Annotated in this window: 17 protein-coding genes and 1 tRNA gene; 9 read left to right on the forward strand and 9 right to left on the reverse strand. The window is 57.5% G+C overall.

Annotated features, from left to right (window positions below; translation table 11 throughout):
• The 5 genes from M5B96_RS20460 to M5B96_RS20480 all read left to right on the forward strand — a co-directional run.
• Positions 1-205: hypothetical protein (locus M5B96_RS20460; RefSeq protein WP_248798745.1), on the forward strand; the 205-nt coding region annotated here is incomplete at its 5' end.
• A gap of 389 nt (positions 206-594) precedes the next feature.
• Positions 595-1,452, forward strand: a complete 858-nt coding sequence (locus M5B96_RS20465) for a dTDP-4-dehydrorhamnose reductase family protein (protein ID WP_248798747.1) — start codon at positions 595-597, stop codon at positions 1,450-1,452.
• Between the two features lie 18 nt (positions 1,453-1,470).
• Positions 1,471-2,481, forward strand: a complete 1,011-nt coding sequence (locus M5B96_RS20470; RefSeq protein WP_248798749.1) for a polysaccharide biosynthesis protein — start codon at positions 1,471-1,473, stop codon at positions 2,479-2,481.
• The gene (wecB, locus tag M5B96_RS20475; RefSeq protein ID WP_248798750.1) at positions 2,474-3,601 is read left to right on the forward strand and encodes a non-hydrolyzing UDP-N-acetylglucosamine 2-epimerase; all 1,128 of its coding nucleotides are present in this window, start codon (positions 2,474-2,476) and stop codon (positions 3,599-3,601) included. Before M5B96_RS20470 ends, wecB begins: the two co-directional genes overlap by 8 nt.
• Positions 3,602-3,794: 193 nt before the next feature.
• On the forward strand, positions 3,795-5,792 hold the full coding sequence (locus M5B96_RS20480) for a polysaccharide biosynthesis protein (RefSeq protein ID WP_248798752.1): 1,998 nt from the start codon (positions 3,795-3,797) through the stop codon (positions 5,790-5,792).
• A 54-nt stretch (positions 5,793-5,846) separates the two neighbouring features.
• On the opposite strand, the gene M5B96_RS20485 is transcribed toward M5B96_RS20480, so the two are convergent.
• The 3 genes from M5B96_RS20485 to M5B96_RS20495 form a co-directional block, all read right to left on the reverse strand.
• On the reverse strand, positions 5,847-7,145 hold the full coding sequence (locus M5B96_RS20485) for an NAD(P)/FAD-dependent oxidoreductase (protein WP_248798754.1): 1,299 nt from the start codon (positions 7,143-7,145) through the stop codon (positions 5,847-5,849).
• Positions 7,146-7,208: 63 nt separating this feature from the next.
• Complete coding sequence (locus tag M5B96_RS20490) at positions 7,209-7,382, reverse strand: DUF3094 domain-containing protein (protein ID WP_248798755.1); 174 nt, start codon at positions 7,380-7,382, stop codon at positions 7,209-7,211.
• 66 nt (positions 7,383-7,448) lie between these two features.
• Positions 7,449-8,078 (reverse strand): DUF1780 domain-containing protein, encoded by a 630-nt coding sequence (locus tag M5B96_RS20495; RefSeq protein WP_248798757.1) that lies wholly within the window; start codon positions 8,076-8,078, stop codon positions 7,449-7,451.
• Positions 8,079-8,219: 141 nt separating this feature from the next.
• On the opposite strand from M5B96_RS20495, the gene M5B96_RS20500 reads away from it, so the two are divergent.
• Positions 8,220-8,906 carry an energy-coupling factor ABC transporter permease gene (locus M5B96_RS20500; protein ID WP_248798759.1) on the forward strand — a complete coding sequence of 229 codons (687 nt, stop codon included), beginning with the start codon at positions 8,220-8,222 and terminating at the stop codon, positions 8,904-8,906.
• A 62-nt stretch (positions 8,907-8,968) separates the two neighbouring features.
• Entirely contained in the window at positions 8,969-9,184 is a 216-nt protein-coding gene (locus M5B96_RS20505; protein WP_248798761.1) for a hypothetical protein, read from the forward strand.
• 11 nt (positions 9,185-9,195) lie between these two features.
• On the opposite strand, the gene yacG is transcribed toward M5B96_RS20505, so the two are convergent.
• The 6 genes from yacG to M5B96_RS20535 form a co-directional block, all read right to left on the reverse strand.
• Entirely contained in the window at positions 9,196-9,399 is a 204-nt protein-coding gene (gene yacG / locus M5B96_RS20510; RefSeq protein WP_248798763.1) for a DNA gyrase inhibitor YacG, read from the reverse strand.
• Complete coding sequence (gene coaE / locus M5B96_RS20515) at positions 9,399-10,019, reverse strand: dephospho-CoA kinase (protein ID WP_248798765.1); 621 nt, start codon at positions 10,017-10,019, stop codon at positions 9,399-9,401. Before coaE ends, yacG begins: the two co-directional genes overlap by 1 nt.
• Complete coding sequence (locus M5B96_RS20520; protein ID WP_248798767.1) at positions 10,016-10,888, reverse strand: prepilin peptidase; 873 nt, start codon at positions 10,886-10,888, stop codon at positions 10,016-10,018. The genes coaE and M5B96_RS20520 overlap by 4 nt, the downstream gene beginning before the upstream one ends.
• Positions 10,889-10,891: 3 nt before the next feature.
• Entirely contained in the window at positions 10,892-12,112 is a 1,221-nt protein-coding gene (locus M5B96_RS20525; protein ID WP_248798769.1) for a type II secretion system F family protein, read from the reverse strand.
• Between the two features lie 3 nt (positions 12,113-12,115).
• Entirely contained in the window at positions 12,116-13,816 is a 1,701-nt protein-coding gene (pilB, locus tag M5B96_RS20530) for a type IV-A pilus assembly ATPase PilB (RefSeq protein ID WP_248798771.1), read from the reverse strand.
• Between the two features lie 256 nt (positions 13,817-14,072).
• Complete coding sequence (locus M5B96_RS20535; protein ID WP_248798772.1) at positions 14,073-14,495, reverse strand: pilin; 423 nt, start codon at positions 14,493-14,495, stop codon at positions 14,073-14,075.
• Positions 14,496-14,637: 142 nt separating this feature from the next.
• On the opposite strand from M5B96_RS20535, the gene M5B96_RS20540 reads away from it, so the two are divergent.
• Together M5B96_RS20540 and M5B96_RS20545 are read left to right on the forward strand one after the other, a co-directional pair.
• Positions 14,638-16,056, forward strand: a complete 1,419-nt coding sequence (locus M5B96_RS20540; RefSeq protein WP_248798774.1) for an O-antigen ligase family protein — start codon at positions 14,638-14,640, stop codon at positions 16,054-16,056.
• Positions 16,057-16,095: 39 nt separating this feature from the next.
• Positions 16,096-16,171: transfer RNA gene (locus tag M5B96_RS20545), tRNA-Thr, on the forward strand.
• Positions 16,172-16,177: the final 6 nt, after the last annotated feature.

Below are 16,177 nucleotides of genomic sequence, written 5' to 3' on the forward strand. Positions count from 1 at the left end.
GTTTTTTTCCCCCCCCCCCCCCCCCCCCCTGACGGCTCTTGAAGTAACGGTCACTTCGGTTGGTACTTTGCTGGTAGGCCGTTGGGTTGGAATGGAAGGGGTTATGGCTATCTCCAGTTATCCTCAGTTGGGCTGGGCGGTTTGGAGGCAAGCATGGCAAGAGGCTTATAATGAAAATGCTTTGAGTTTTTATGACAAAATCTGATTGATTCTGCCTATAAGAATACCGATACCTCAAGATTTCACTTTGTATCTTTGTCCGGTGTCATCGCGTTTTTTTTATTCTGGCTCTTATATTTTCTTGTTTTTTTGCGATGACCCTGCTAGGACAGGGGGCGGCTCTACTTGAGATCTTTGTGCTCAAGGTCGGTGGAGGAAATGTGATTTTGTGCTCTTTATTTGCGCAAGTAATCGCTTATCGATTCATGAGCTTTGGGTATGTGCCGGCGCAGAGTTAGCTGTTTTTTGGTTCGATTATTTTCAATATCCTTTTGATTTACTTTGCTGATAAAATTCTGAGCTACTGGCGCTCTCGATTCGCCTCCTGAGTCGATGTATATTTGTTTGACAGTGTAAGATACTCTGAGAGTTAGCATGAAAATTTTGGTACTTGGCATCACGGGTATGCTGGGCAGCGCGGTCTTCAGGACATTCAGCTCTGATCCAGCGCATGAGGTCTGGGGGACGTTGCGGAGTTCGGCGGGGTTGCGATACCTCCCCGAAGTAGGCCGTGAGCGCTTACTCTCTGGTGTCGATGTGCTGGATCAGGACTCGCTCGTGGCTGCATTCGTCCAGGTACGTCCAGACGTGGTCATTAACTGTGTCGGGTTGATCAAGCAAGTGGCCGATGCCAAGGACCCGCTGACTGCATTGCCCATTAATGCCATGCTGCCACATCGGCTGGCGCGGCTCTGTGCCCTTGGCTGTGCGCGATTGATCCATGTCAGTACCGACTGCGTCTTCTCGGGAAGTAAGGGAGGCTACCTGGAAAGCGACCTTTCGGACGCCGAGGACCTGTATGGCAAGTCCAAGTACATTGGTGAACTGCACGATTTACCCCACGCGATTACCCTGCGAACCTCGATCATCGGGCATGAGTTGAACTCCAATTACTCCCTGGTGGACTGGTTTCTGGCGCAGCAAGGTAGCGTGCGAGGTTTTTCCCAGGCTATTTTTTCCGGTTTGCCCACGGCTGAGTTGGCTCGGATCATGAAAGACTTTGTCCTGCCGCACCCGGAGCTCAATGGCCTGTATCATGTCGCTGCAGAGCCGATTGCCAAGCTGGATCTATTGACCCTGATTGCCAGCCAATACGGCAAGTCCATCGAGATCCACCCAGATGCTACATTAGTGATCGATCGTTCGCTCAACAGCGAACGCTTCGCTCAGGCTACTGGATACAAAGCCCCAACTTGGCCTCGGCTCATCGAGCTGATGCACGCCACTCGCTAACGAATTCGGAAGGTTTACATGTTCGACGACAAGGTATTGATGATCACCGGTGGTACCGGTTCTTTCGGCCATACGGTCCTCAAGCGTTTTCTCAATACCGCTGTGCGCGAGATTCGCATCTTCAGTCGTGATGAGAAGAAGCAGGAAGACATGCGCATTGCCTTGGCCAATGACAAGGTCAAGTTCTACATCGGCGATGTTCGCGATTACAGCAGCCTGTCCCAGGCGATGGTCGGTGTGGATTACATCTTCCACGCAGCGGCACTGAAGCAGGTTCCGTCCTGCGAGTTCTATCCGATGGAAGCCGTGCGTACCAACGTGCTGGGTACCGAGAACGTACTGAATGCCGCGATTGCCAGTGGTGTGCAGCGGGTTGTGGTATTGAGCACTGACAAAGCGGTCTATCCGATCAACGCCATGGGCATCTCCAAGGCCATGGCGGAAAAGCTGATGGTGGCCAAGTCGCGCATGATCCCGGCCAAGGGCCCGGTCATCTGCGCTACCCGTTATGGCAACGTCATGGCTTCGCGTGGCTCGGTGATTCCGTTGTTCGTCGACCAACTTCGTTCAGGCGAAGTGCTGACGGTCACTGACCCGGAAATGACCCGTTTCCTCATGTCACTTGAGGACTCGGTCGATCTGGTTCTGCATGCGTTCGAGCACGGTCAGCAAGGGGATCTGTTCATCCAGAAAGCCCCTGCCTCTACTGTCGGCGACTTGGCCGAAGCGCTCAAGCAACTGTTTGGCAAGAGTAACGAAGTCAAGGTGATCGGTACTCGCCACGGCGAAAAACTCTACGAGTCGCTGGTTTCCCGCGAGGAAATGGCCAAGGCCGAGGACATGGGGCGTTACTACCGGATTCCGGCGGATAACCGTGACCTGAACTACAAGAAGTACTTTGTCGAGGGTGAGCAGCGGATCTCCGAGTTGGACGATTACACCTCTCACAATACGACGCGCCTGGATGTATCTGGGATCAAGGAGCTATTGCTCAAGCTCGATTACATCAAGGAGCAACTCGATGCTTAAGGTTATGACGCTGGTCGGCACGCGTCCCGAGTTGATCAAGATGAGCCGGGTCATAGCCGAGCTGGATCGCCAGGTCGATCATGTGCTGGTGCACTCCGGGCAGAACTATGATTACGAGCTCAACCAGGTTTTTTTCGACGACCTGGAGATTCGCAAGCCGGATCATTTCCTCGGCGCAACTGGCGATACGGCGGCCAAGACCATCGCCGAGGTCATCTCCAAGTCCGATGAAATCTTCGAGCTGGAAAAGCCTGACGCGTTGCTGCTGTATGGCGACACCAACACCTGTTTGGCAGTGATCGCTGCCAAGCGTCGCAAGATTCCGGTGTTTCATATGGAAGCGGGCAACCGCTGCTTCGATCAGCGGGTGCCTGAGGAGCTGAACCGCAAGGTACTGGATCACCTCAGTGACATCAACATGGTGCTGACTGAGCACGCGCGCCGCTATCTTATCGCCGAGGGGATTCGCCCTGAAACGATCATCAAGACCGGTTCGCACATGCAGGAAGTCCTCGACTACTACATGCCCAAGATCGAGCAGTCTGATGTGCTGGAGCGCAGTGGCCTGGAGCAGGACAAGTTCTTCATCGTCAGCGCCCACCGCGAGGAAAACGTCGACACGCCGGATAACCTGCGTGATTTGCTGGATACCCTGCGAGCCCTGGCCGATCACTATGGCTTCCCATTGATCGTTTCGACGCATCCTCGTACGCGCAAACGTCTGGAAGCTCTGGGTGAATCGCTCGATCACCCGTTGATCCGTTTCGTCAAACCTTTCGGTTTGCTGGACTACATCAAGCTGCAGATGTCGGCATTCTGTGTCCTTTCCGACAGCGGCACGATTACCGAAGAAGCTTCATTGTTGAATTTGCCTGCCGTCACTCTGCGCAATGCGCACGAGCGTCCTGAGGGGATGGATGTAGGGACGCTGATCATGAGCGGCCTGAAGCGCGGCTCAGTCATGGATGCGGTACGAGTGGTTACCAGCCAGCATGCTCGCGATCAGCGCAAGGTGCCGTTGGTGCCGGATTATCGAGGTGGACCGGTTTCTCTGCAGGTGGTTCGTGTGGTGCTGAGTTACACCGACTACATCAACCGCACCGTGTGGAGCAAAGCTTGAACGGACTATTTACAAGTTCTTTTAACGGGGCCAGTGGCGCTGCTGGTTGGTATCGAGAAGGCTTGTTTGAGTAGGCGTTGGCGATTGATGTGGATGGGACATCGGAAAAGGCTACAAGAGACGCTCTGGCGCATCGAGTGTAAGAGGGAGGAGGGGCTTGCAAGCCGGAAGTCGAGTAAAGGAGGGGCTTCTAATGCGTGAGCGTTTATTGGGGCTGCCACGTAGCTACAAGCGTTTCTTGCAGTTGCTCATTGACGTTGTGCTGGTCTGGGGCGCGCTCTGGCTGGCGTTTGTCGTGCGTCTGGGGATTGAGCGGCCAGTGAATCCTTTTGGTGATTATGCTTGGTTGTTCATGGCCGCGCCGGTGATCACTGTTCCGATATTTGTCCGTTTTGGCTTGTATCGTGCTGTGATGCGTTATTTCGGTAACGACGCCCTGCTCAGTATTTTCAAGGCAGTGACTTTGTCGGCGTTGTTGTTGACGGTCTATGTCTATTTATACCGCCCGGACGTACTGGTACCTCGTTCGCTGATCATCAATTACTGGTGGTTGAGTTTGTTGATGGTCGGCGGTTTGCGCTTGTTCATGCGTCAGTATTTTCTCGGCGACTGGTTTCTCGCCGGCCAGTATGTGCCTTTCCTGCGTCAGGATGACGAGGCTCTCAAGGTTGCAGTCTATGGTGGTGGAGCGGCAGGCAATCAGTTGGTGGCGGCGCTGCGCATGGGCAAGGCGATGCGTCCGGTGGCCTTTATCGACGATGACGCGGGTATCGCGAATCGGGTGATCGCCGGCCTCAAGGTTTATCCGTTTGCGGATGTTGCACAGCTGATCGAGGACACCGGCGCAACTGAAGTATTGCTGGCTATTCCGTCGGTGTCGCGTGCCAGGCGTCGCGATATCTTGATGGCGCTCGAGTCTTATCCGGTGCATGTGCGCACGATACCGGGGTTCATGGATCTGGCCAGTGGCCGGGTTAGTGTCAGCGATCTGCAGGAAGTCGATATCATCGATCTGCTCGGGCGCGACACGGTGGTGGCGCAACAAACTCTCTTCGAGTGCTGTATCCGCGGCCAGGTTGTTATGGTGACAGGTGCCGGTGGCTCCATCGGTTCGGAACTGTGTCGGCAAATTCTCACCAGCAAGCCAACGGTGCTGGTCTTGTTCGAGCACAGTGAATTCAATCTCTATAGCATCCAGGGCGAGTTGGAGAAGCTGATCCACAGTGAAGGGCTCAGTCTGGAGTTGGTGCCGATCCTTGGCTCGATTCGCAACAGTGAGCGCCTGTTGGATGTAATGAGAACCTGGCGCGTGAACACGGTCTATCACGCCGCGGCGTATAAACATGTGCCGATCGTCGAGCATAACGTTGCCGAAGGCGTGTTGAACAATGTCCTGGGGACCTTGCAGACTGCGCAGGCGGCAGTGCAGGCGGGAGTTAAGCACTTCGTGTTGATCTCTACCGACAAGGCGGTACGCCCTACCAATGTCATGGGGTGCACCAAGCGGCTGGCCGAGATGACGCTACAGGCCCTCAGCTGCGAATCGCAGCCCCTGCTGTTGGGTGAGCACTTCACGGCGCCTTGCGCCAACACAACCCGGTTTACCATGGTACGTTTCGGCAATGTGCTGGGCTCATCCGGTTCGGTTATTCCGCTGTTTCGCGAGCAAATCAAGAGTGGCGGACCGATTACGGTAACCCATCCGAATATGACCCGCTATTTCATGACCATTCCCGAGGCCGCGCAACTGGTGATTCAGGCGGGCTCCATGGGGCTGGGCGGTGACGTGTTTGTGCTCGATATGGGGCCGCCCGTGAGGATCGCCGATCTGGCGGAGAAAATGGTCCATCTGTCCGGCCTTTCCGTGCGTAGCAAAGAACGTCCCGGCGGGGACATCGCTATCGAGTTCACCGGGCTGCGTCGTGGCGAAAAGCTCTATGAGGAGTTGTTGATCGGTGACAATGTCCGCCCGACCGAACACCCGATGATCATGCGCGCCAACGAGGAGCATCTACCGTGGGAGGGCTTCAAACTGGCGATTTCAGCACTGCTGAAGGCGGTCGCAGAGGGTGACTATGGGCGGGTTCGTACGCTGCTATGCGAGACGGTCAATGGCTATGCGCCGGAGTGCCAGATTGTCGACCTGATTCATCAGCGTCGTCAGATTTCGGGGTGTCCCGGCGGCGTTTAACCGATTCGCCTGCTGAGCGACCGTCCCCACGCTGGACGTGGGGACGGTTGGATCTCAGTGCAACTTCAACCGCGGATCCGTCCCTCTCCCGATCCGACTGCCGAGCATCAGCATCAGGGTGCGGAAGGTGCCATACAGTGCCATCTGGTGCATCCGGTACAGCGATATATAGAACATCCGCGCGAGCCAGCCTTCCAGCATCACGCTGCCGGTCAGGTTACCCATCAGGTTGCCGACGGCGGAAAAGCGTGACAATGAAATCAGCGAGCCGTAGTCGGTATAGCGATACTCCGGCAAGGTCTTGCCTTCGATACGCAATTTCAGCGACTTGGCCAGCAATGACGCCTGCTGGTGCGCGGCTTGCGCCCGGGGCGGCACATTGCGGTCGCTCCCCGGCTGCGGGCAGGCTGCGCAATCACCGAAGGCGAAAATGTTCTCGTCGCGAGTGGTCTGCAGCGTCGGCAATACCTGCAGCTGATTGATCCGGTTGGTTTCCAGGCCATCGATGTCCTTGAGAAAGCCCGGCGCACGAATCCCCGCGGCCCAGACCTTGAGGCTCGCGGCAATCACCTGGCCATCGGCGGTCACCAGGTTGTCCGCCGTCACTTCACTTACGGCGGCATTGGTCATGACCCGCACGCCGAGTTTTTCCAGGGTCTTGTGCACGGGGCCGCCGATGCGCTCCGGCAAGGCCGGCAACACCCGAGGACCAGCCTCGATCAAGGTGATATGCATGTTTTCCGGCTTGATCCGATCCAGGCCGTAGGCCGCCAGTTCGTGGGCGGCGTTATGCAGCTCGGCCGCCAGCTCTACACCGGTGGCGCCGGCGCCGACAATCGCTACGCTGATCTGCTCGACCGCATCGGTTTGCCCGGCATGGGCGCGCAGGTAATGGTTGAGCAATTGCTGGTGGAAACGCTCGGCCTGTTTGCGGGTGTCGAGGAACAGGCAGTGCTGCGCCGCGCCCTCGGTGCCGAAATCGTTGGTCGTGCTGCCGACCGCGATCACCAGGTAGTCGTAGCCCAGTTCACGGGCAGGCAGCAGCTCCACGCCGTTTTCGTCGTAGGTAGCCGCCAGCTGGATTTTTTTCTGCTCGCGGTCGAGCCCGCTCATGCGCCCCAGCTGGAACTCGAAATGGTTCCATTTCGCCTGGGCGACATAGTTGAGTTCGTCGGACGAAGAATTCAGCGAGCCGGCCGCCACTTCATGCAGCAGGGGTTTCCAGATGTGGGTCAGGTTCGCGTCGACCAGCATGACGCTGGCAATGCCGCGTTTACCCAGGGTCTTACCCAGGCGGGTCGCTAGTTCCAGGCCGCCGGCGCCGCCGCCGACGATCACGATACGATGGTTCATGGGGATATCTCGCAAGGCTAAAGGAAATCTGTGCCTGCGTTATCCGGGCGAGCGCGAGGCAGCTCATAGCACCAGGTAACTCAGGAAGCGGCTCAACAGGCCCAGGCCGATGACCGCGGCGAGCACCACCACCAGGAGCATCCACGGCCGAAATGGCCGGCGCTCGACTTGGTGCTGCGGAAGCTGCAGATACTGGTCGACATGTTGCTGGTCGTCGGGGTTCAGGCGGCTGGTCATGGGAGCCTCGTCAGGTAGACGTTACCAAGGTGCTTTGTATCATTGGCGCGGTGATTGCGCCATGGCTTACAAACTGATGCCGACGTCGAAAACGATGCTGCGCCCCAGGTTGCTACGCAGGAAGTCCGGGGCGTCGGGGTGGGCGAACAGCACCCGGGCGAAGGTCGGCCCCACCAGCGACAGCGAGCGCCAGCCTTGGCGCAGGTATTCGGTCGGCGGTGGGAAGTGGCTGTTGAGGTCGAGCACTTCGCGCTTGAGGCTGGCGAAGGCGATGATGTCCAGCTCACCCAGGTCCAGTCCGCGCTCCTTGTAGTTATGGGCCTTTTTGCGCAGGGTCGGGGCCAGCCGCTGCAGTAGCTCGGAGGCGGGAATGCGCCTGGGCTTGGCCTCACGGCGTACCAGTTGGCTGAGGGAAAAGGCACTGCGTCGGCGCTGCAACTCTTCGCGCCACTCATCGTTGAGCCGCCGGCCTTCGTCGAGGACGAAAAATACCTCGAAGCAGGCGTCGCGAAACAACACGTCCGGCGGCTCCTGCCCGGCGGGGTGGAAGTCTTCGGCTCGATAGGCAATGTTCAGCCCTTGCAGCAGGCGCTGGCAGACCCAACGCTCACGCTCCCATTTGCGGGCATTGGAAAGAAACGTGTTGGCTTGCTCCGCCTGGATGGTCAGCAAGCGTAAAAAATCCGAGTCGTCCATGGCCCAAGCTTAGCGTTGAAACTGTAAGGTCTGGAAGTCCGGAACAATTTTTGTCGACATGGTGCGGCGTAACGGGCGGTGTAGACTTCAGGATTCAACCCGGCAAGGGTTATCGGGGCCGCGGAGGGTGGAGAGGTTTTTATGATTGGCGCGCAACTGCTGTCGCCGGCCAGCCTGGTCATCGGCTGGCTGATCTATCTGCCGGTGCTGGCCTGGGCGATCTGGCGTTCGCCCTGGGTCGAGCTGTTTACCGACAGCCGCCGCCAGCACCTGCTGTTCGGCACGGTGTTCGCCCTGTTCCTGCTCTGGCTGGTACGGCGTGACTTCGACACCGGGGTGTCCTATCACTTTATCGGCCTGACGGCTGTGACCCTGCTGCTGGACTGGCCGCTGGCGATTGTCGGCGGGCTGGTGGCGCAGCTTGGCCTGGTGCTGCTGGGAAGGCAGGATTTGGCGGCGCTCGGTGTCAACGGCAGCTTGCTGATCCTGTTGCCGGTGCTGGTAACGGAGGTCTGCGCGATCCTGGTGGAGCGGGCGCAGCCGCGTAATCCCTTTGTGTATATTTTCTGCTCGGGGTTTTTCGCCGCCGCCCTGGCGGCTTTGCTCTGCCTGTTGGCGAGCCTGGGCGTCTTGTGGTTCGACGAACGTTTCGCCCTGCCGGAGTGGCTGGGGGATTTTGTCGGTTATCTGTGGCTGATCATTTTTCCCGAGGCCTTTATCAACGGCATGCTGGTCAGCGCCTTGGTGGTGTTCTGTCCGGAGTGGCTGGAGACGTTCAACCGCACCCGTTACCTGTCGGCGCCGTGGAAGGACGATGGGCCGCGTTGATCTGTATCAATTACATCGGCCGGCCCCGCGACCATGCTGCGGAAAAAACCGGGAGCAAGGTCATGAGTGTGTACGAATGGGCACGTCAGCAGGTGCAGGCCAGTCTGGAAGATGCGCAAGTGGAGGGGTTCGAGCCCGGGTTGGGCCTGCGCGCCTTGCTCAGCGCGGTGGTGCAGCAGAGCAAGGCGCTGCGCAGTGCGGAGGATCTGGCGGATGAACTGCAATTTCTCGCCGAGAACCTCGATGACGACCAGGACTACGCTTTTATGCGGCCCTGATCGTCTGACGCTCAGTGCGCGCGGGGAGGCAGATCGTCGGAGAACAGGTCGTCTTCGGCGTCGGGGCTGACGGGGATCTTGTGTTCCTCCGCGGCCCAGGCGCCGAGGTCGATCAGTTTGCAGCGGTCGGAGCAGAACGGCCGATAGGTGTTGGCGGTGGTCCATTCCACGGGGGCGCCGCAGGTCGGGCATTCAACGGTCAAGGGTTGGCTCATCAGTGGCCTCCACGCAAAGTCAGATAAAAGTGATGCAGACGCTCGACCTCGCTGTGCAGCCAGGCCAGGTCGCGGTCGTTGACCAGCACATCGTCGGCATGGCGCAGGCGCTCTTCGCGGCTGGCCTGGGCCTTGAGGATGGCCTGCACCTGTTGTTCGCTGGTCTGGTCGCGTTGCCGGGTGCGCTGGATCTGCAGCGCCTGCGGGGCGTCGATCACCAGCACGCGCTGGGTGTTCTTGTATTGTCCCGATTCGATCAGCAGCGGCGAGACCAGGATCGCATAGGGCGATTGTGCCCGGGCCAGGTGGCTGGCGATCTCCTCGCCGATCAGCGGATGTAGCAGGGCTTCGAGCCAGCGGCGTTGTTCCGGCGCTTCGAAGATCAGCGTGCGCAGGGCGGCGCGGTCCAGTTGGCCGTCGGCTTGCAATACGCCGGGGCCGAAGTGTTCGACAATTTTTTCCAGTGCCGGACGGCCGGGTTCCACCACCCAGCGGGCGGCGTGATCGGCGTCCACGGTGTGGATGCCGAGGTCGCTGAAGTGTTGGGCTGCGGCGCTCTTGCCGCTACCGATGCCGCCGGTAAGGCCGAGAATCCAGGGGGTTGAAACGGCTGTGCTCATTTGAAACCGGCAAACTGCAGATAGGAAGCGGTTATTTGACCACCCCAGAGCAAGGCAATCCAGCCGGCAATCGCCAGATAGGGGCCAAAGGGGATCGGGGTCGAGGTCTGGGCGTTGCGCAGGCGCAACAGAATCAGGCCGAGTACGGCGCCGACCAGGGAGGACAACAGGATGGTCAACGGCAGGATCTGCCAGCCGCCCCAGGCGCCGAGCATCGCCAGCAGCTTGAAGTCGCCATGGCCCATGCCTTCCTTGCCGGTGAACAGCTTGAACAGCCAGTAGACCGACCAGAGGCTCAGGTAACCGGCCACGGCGCCCCACAGGGCATCGTCAAGGCTGGTGAACAGGCCGAAGTGGTTGGCGATCAGGCCGAGCCAGAGCAGTGGCAGGACCAGGGCGTCAGGCAGGAGTTGGTGATCGGCGTCGATCAGGCTCATGGCCAACAGGCCCCAGGTCAGCAGCAGCATCAGGGCGGCGGGCCAGCCGAAGCCGAAATGCCAGGCGACAAAGGCTGAGAGCAGGCCGCAGGCCATTTCAGTGAGCGGGTAGCGTTTGCTGATGGGGGCCTTGCACTGGGAGCACTGGCCGCGCAGGAGCAGGTAGCTGACGAGTGGCAGGTTTTCCCAGGCGCGGATCTGGTGATTGCAGTGCGGGCAATGGGAGTGGGGTAGAAGCAGGTTGTAGATCGGGCCGGGCTCGGGTTGCGGGAGGCCAAGGACTTCGTGGGCCTGGGTGCGCCAGTCGCGTTCGAGCATTTTCGGCAGGCGCCAGACCACGACGTTGAGAAAGCTGCCGACGATCAGGCCGAGGAGCAGGGCGAAAAAAACGAAGGCCAGCGGTTGGCTGGCCAGGAAGTCGGGTAGGGGCATCGGTTAAACCACTTGGCCAAGCTTGAAGATGGGCAGGTACATAGCGATTACCAGACCGCCGACAATTATGCCGAGCACGGTCATGATGATGGGTTCCATCAGGCTTGTGAGGCTGTCGACCATGTTGTCGACTTCGCCTTCGTAGTAGGTGGCAACCTTGTCGAGCATATCGTCTAAGGCACCGGATTCTTCGCCAATGGCGGTCATCTGGATTGCCATGCTGGGGAAGACACCAGTGGCGCGCATGGAGAAGTTGAGCTGCATACCAGTAGAGACATCTTGCTTGATGCGGTTGACTGCGTTTTTGAAGACGATATTACCTGTAGCACCCGCTACGGAGTCTAGGGCTTCGACCAGTGGTACGCCAGCCGCGAAGGTGGTTGAGAGTGTGCGGGCGTAGCGGGCGACGGCAGATTTGTAGAGCAGACTGCCGACGATGGGGAGTTTTAATGCGCCCCGATCAAGCCAGTTGCGGAAACGCTCCGATTTTTTACGAGCGTGCTTGAAACCGAAGATAGCGGCAATCGATGCCCCCACAACAATCAGCCACCAGTCTTGTAAGAGTTTGGATAGGCCGATCACCATCAGGGTGAAGGCCGGTAACTCGGCACCGAAGCTGGAGAAGACCGACTGAAATTGAGGTACGACTTTGATCAACAAAATCCCGGACACAATAATCGCCACCAGAACAACTGCAATCGGGTAGTTCATGGCCTTTTTGATCTTGGCCCTAAGCGCCTCGGTTTTTTCCTTGTAGGTTGCCACCCGCTCTAGCAGGCTTTCCAGGGCTCCAGCCTGTTCACCTGCATCCACCAGGTTGCAATACAGATCGTCGAAGTACTCGGGTTTCTTGCGCAGCGACGTGGCGAAGCTGTTACCGGCGGCGACCTCCTGTTTGATGTCATCCACTAGCTTGCGCATGTTCGGGTTATCAAAGCCTTCTCCGATGATGTCGAAGGACTGCAACAGCGGAACGCCGGCCTTCATCATGGTTGCCATCTGGCGGGTGAACAGTGCTATATCCAGGGGCTTGATACGTTTGCCTTTGCTAAAAATCGAGGCGCTCTTTTTGCGCACCTTGCCAGGATTGATACCTTGTTTACGTAACTGTGCCTTGATCAGTGCGGGGTTGTGACCGCTCAGTTCACCGGTCATTTTGGCACCTTTTTTGTCGGTACCCTCCCAAGCGTAAACGCTGACCTTGACTGCTGCTTTGGTTGCCATTGTTTAGTCCTTGGTGACTCGGTTGACTTCTTCCAGGCTGGTTACACCTTGCATGGCCTTTTTCAGCCCCGAAGTACGCAGGTCGTTGAAGCCGTCTTTGCGCATTTGCGCGGCGATTTCCAATGAGTTGCCCTCGGCCATGATTAAATGTTGCAGGTCCGGTGTGTTCTTCACTACCTCATAGATGCCGACACGACCTTTATAGCCACCGTTGCACTGCTCGCAGCCGACCGGCTCATAAATCTTGAACGTGCCGATGAGCTCTGCTGGGAAGCCTTCCTTGAGCTGGGCCTCTTCGGGGATGTCGATCTCTTTCTTGCAGTGGCTGCACAGCTTGCGGGCCAGGCGCTGTGCGATGATCAGGTTCACCGAGGTCGCAATGTTGAAACCGGCGATGCCCATGTTCTGTAGGCGGGTCAGGGTTTCGGCGGCGCTGTTGGTGTGCAAGGTAGAGAGCACCATATGACCGGTTTGGGCCGCCTTGATGGCGATCTCGGCGGTTTCCAGGTCGCGGATCTCACCGACCATGATCACATCCGGGTCCTGCCGCAGGAAGGAGCGAAGGGCCTGGGCAAAGTCTAACCCTTGCTTGGGGTTGACGTTGACCTGGTTGATGCCTTCCATATTGATCTCCACCGGGTCTTCGGCGGTGGAAATATTGATGTCCACGGTATTGAGGATATTCAGACCGGTGTAGAGGGAAACGGTTTTGCCCGAGCCGGTCGGGCCAGTGACCAGAATCATGCCTTGCGGCTGCTTCAGCGCCGCCATATAGAGGTCTTTCTGATCTGGCTCGTAGCCTAGTGCATCAATGCCCATTTGTGCGCTGGAGGGATCGAGGATACGCATCACGATCTTTTCACCCCATAGTGTCGGCAGGGTGTTGACTCGGAAGTCAATGGCCTTGGTCTTCGAGATGCGCATTTTGATCCGGCCGTCTTGGGGCTTGCGACGTTCTGAAATGTCCAAGCTGGCCATGACCTTCAGGCGAGCGGCGATACGACTGGCAAGATGAATAGGCGGTCTGGCGACTTCTCGCAGGATGCCGTCGGTACGTAGGCGAACCCGGTAGATCTTTTCATAAGGTTCGAAGTGCAGGTCGGATGAGCCGCCCTTGATGGCATCCAGGAGCATCTTGTTGACGAAGCGAACCACCGGAGCGTCATCGGCGTCCTGGCCAGAAATCTGTTCTTGCTTCTTGTCATCGACCGACTCGATATCCAACCCTTCGAGGTCAACGTCCCCCATCTCCTCAAAACCGGTGGAATTGCTGTCGAAAAACTTGTCGATGGCATCGGTGAGCTTGTCATCCTCGACCAGAATGGCCTCGGTGGTGAGGCCTGTACTGAATTGGATATCGGTAATAGCCTGGTGATTGCTTGGGTCGGAGATACCGACGAACAACTTGTTGCCGCGTCGCCATAAAGGCAGCACGTGGTGCTGGCGGATCAGCTTTTCACTGACCAGCCCCTTGGGTTGGCTTTCTTTGTCCAGGCAGGCCAGGTCGAGCAGGGCGACCCCAAAATGTTCGGAGGCAATTTCCGCCACCTGCCGGCTTTTGACCAATTTGTTCTGGACCAGATAGCTAACCAGGGAAATCCGGCTGCGTTGGGCTTGCTGATACGCCTGCTGAGCGTTTTTGTCGGTAAGTAGCTCGGCTGCAACCAGTTGCTTGGCCAGGCCGGAAAGGGCGATATCGTTCATTTGAGCACCAAACACAAACAGTTGGAGTCTTATAGCCTAGTCGGGCGTTGGTGCCAAATCGGTATGCTAGGTGACAAAAAATGTCAGATTTTGCTGCTTTGAAGTGATCGCAGTCTGTTTGTGGTGTGGTTTAAATAGCGATGCGGCACTACATGTTAATAGTTTTGAGCTGTTAAGCAAAAAAAGACCATCATAGAAAAGTATCTATGATGGTCCTTAGAATATGAGTTTGGACTGCTAGCTGAACTAGGCTAAATCAGTTTTTAACATATCCATTGTTGACACAGGCACCGCTATACGTCCAGACGAGGAAATTAGCATCCGGACTAAGAACGCAAGTGTCGCCTGCGGCGATTCCTTTGTAGGCATTAGGAGTTGCAGTAATGACGCCAGATGCCGCCGTAATAGCAATGCTGTTCAGAGCGCTGCCAGCCTGGTTTGTTGGCAACGTCACGCCTATCAGGGCCCCTGTGCTGCACTGCGCTATTTGCTGGCCCGACGTCTGCATGCAAGCGACTATTGCCGTTTTAACTGGATCCATAGCGGCAGTGATCTCAGAGTATGCGGCTTTTTTCATATAGTTCTGGTAAGCGGGCAACGCCACAGCCGCCAAAATCCCGATAATCGCCACGACGATCATCAACTCGATCAGCGTAAAACCTTTTTGCATCGCTTTCATGGTTGTTTCCTTTGAGGGATGTTGCGTTTTTGGCGTTGTGCGCCTTCACTGGTTCCGCAGCAATCGTCGTGCCAAGGTTTTCCAGAGCTGCAGGTCTGGATTACCCTCAGTCTGTATCCAATTTTGTACGTTGAGGGCATCAATGCCGTTATTAGCCATTTTGAAGGCAAGGGGCTACCTGTTTGTATGCTTGATCATTCTGACGCTTGCGGTTTCGGCGGTATTTGGTGGGCATGACTGGCAGCGTATTTTCCAGATAAGCATTGCTTTCGCGGCTTTGGCATCCCAGGTTTCAGGTCTTGCCTCACAGCAGGTTGCGTTCGCTCGCTACAACATGGCCGTGATGGTGTGTATTTCTATCGTCTTGCTGGGTTCGCTGTCGTCATTACAGTCTCATCAGCCAGTTTGGGCTTTGGTTGAGCTTTCGCTGCTGATTGCCTCCAGCATGATCGCCTATTCCTTTGCTATAGGGCGAAGGCTCGAAGGTGATGCTTCTGACCGCTATCTGATGCTGTTCATCGTGTTGCTTTGCGCGAGCAAATGCTTTCAGTTCATTTTGTCTGGTGGCTCTGCATTCATGAGTGGGCTGGAGGTACTGGATACCGACAAGCTTATCTCCGGCTTCTCCAACAAGCGTTTCTACGGCCAATTCCAGACCTTCACCCTGCCGCTTTTAGCGCTCCCACTCCTGCTGCCCACAACTAAACGCTCCACCCAAGTCTGGGTCTTCTCACTCCTGAGTCTCTGGTGGCTGATCGCAGTAACGGGTGGCACTCGCGGCACCTGGCTGGGTATGGGCGTAGCTGCCTGCGTGCTCTTCATCTGCGGTCACTCCGGCAAACGATGGATCGCCTGGCAACTGCCCGCCGTCGTGGTGGGCGTGACACTTTACTGGCTGTTGTTCAGCGTTCTCACTGGCTACCTCGGCATAGAAGTGAGCAACTTCGCCAGTGATCGCCTGACCACCACGCTTTCCAACCGAGGCCCACTTTGGCAACAGGCCTGGGACATGATCCGCGAACGCCCCTGGCTCGGCTTCGGCCCCATGCACTTTGCGGATATCCACAATCCCATCGCGGCCCATCCGCACCAGGCCATTCTGCAATGGGCCAGCGAATGGGGTATTCCCTCCACCTTGCTGGTCATGGGGTTGGTCGGACGCGGTTTGTGGGCAACCTTCCGCCTGATCCACGAGCGCTCGACTTCCGACGACCCGACCGATCTGCTGCGCCTGTGCCTGTTCGCCAGCCTGATCGGCGCCCTGACCCAGTCCATGGTCGACGGAGTGATCGTGATGCCGTACTCCCAGCTCTGGCTGTCGCTGGTGGTCGGCTGGCTGCTGGCGTTGCATGTCTGGAAGGGCGAGCCGGCCAAGCCCAATGCCTTTATCCATTGGTCGTGGATGGGCATCAGCACCGCTGCCGTGCTGTTCCTGGTCTATGTGGTGATCCGCGACGTGCCCCAACTGGACGAGCGCAACAAACACTACCAGCAGCAATACGGCGGCCATCTCCAACCGCGCTTCTGGGCCCAGGGCGTGATTGCGATCAAGCCCGAGTAGCTTGCCCGCTACGGCAGCGGATGCTAGCTTTAGCGCCACGCCGGTGTAGCTCAGTCGGTAGAGCAGCGCACTCGTAACGCGAAGGTCGTAGGTTCGATTCCTATCTCCGGCACCACATCAT

The organism is Pseudomonas sp. MWU13-2105, from assembly GCF_023242315.1.
In the GTDB taxonomy this organism is placed as follows: Bacteria; Pseudomonadota; Gammaproteobacteria; order Pseudomonadales; family Pseudomonadaceae; genus Aquipseudomonas.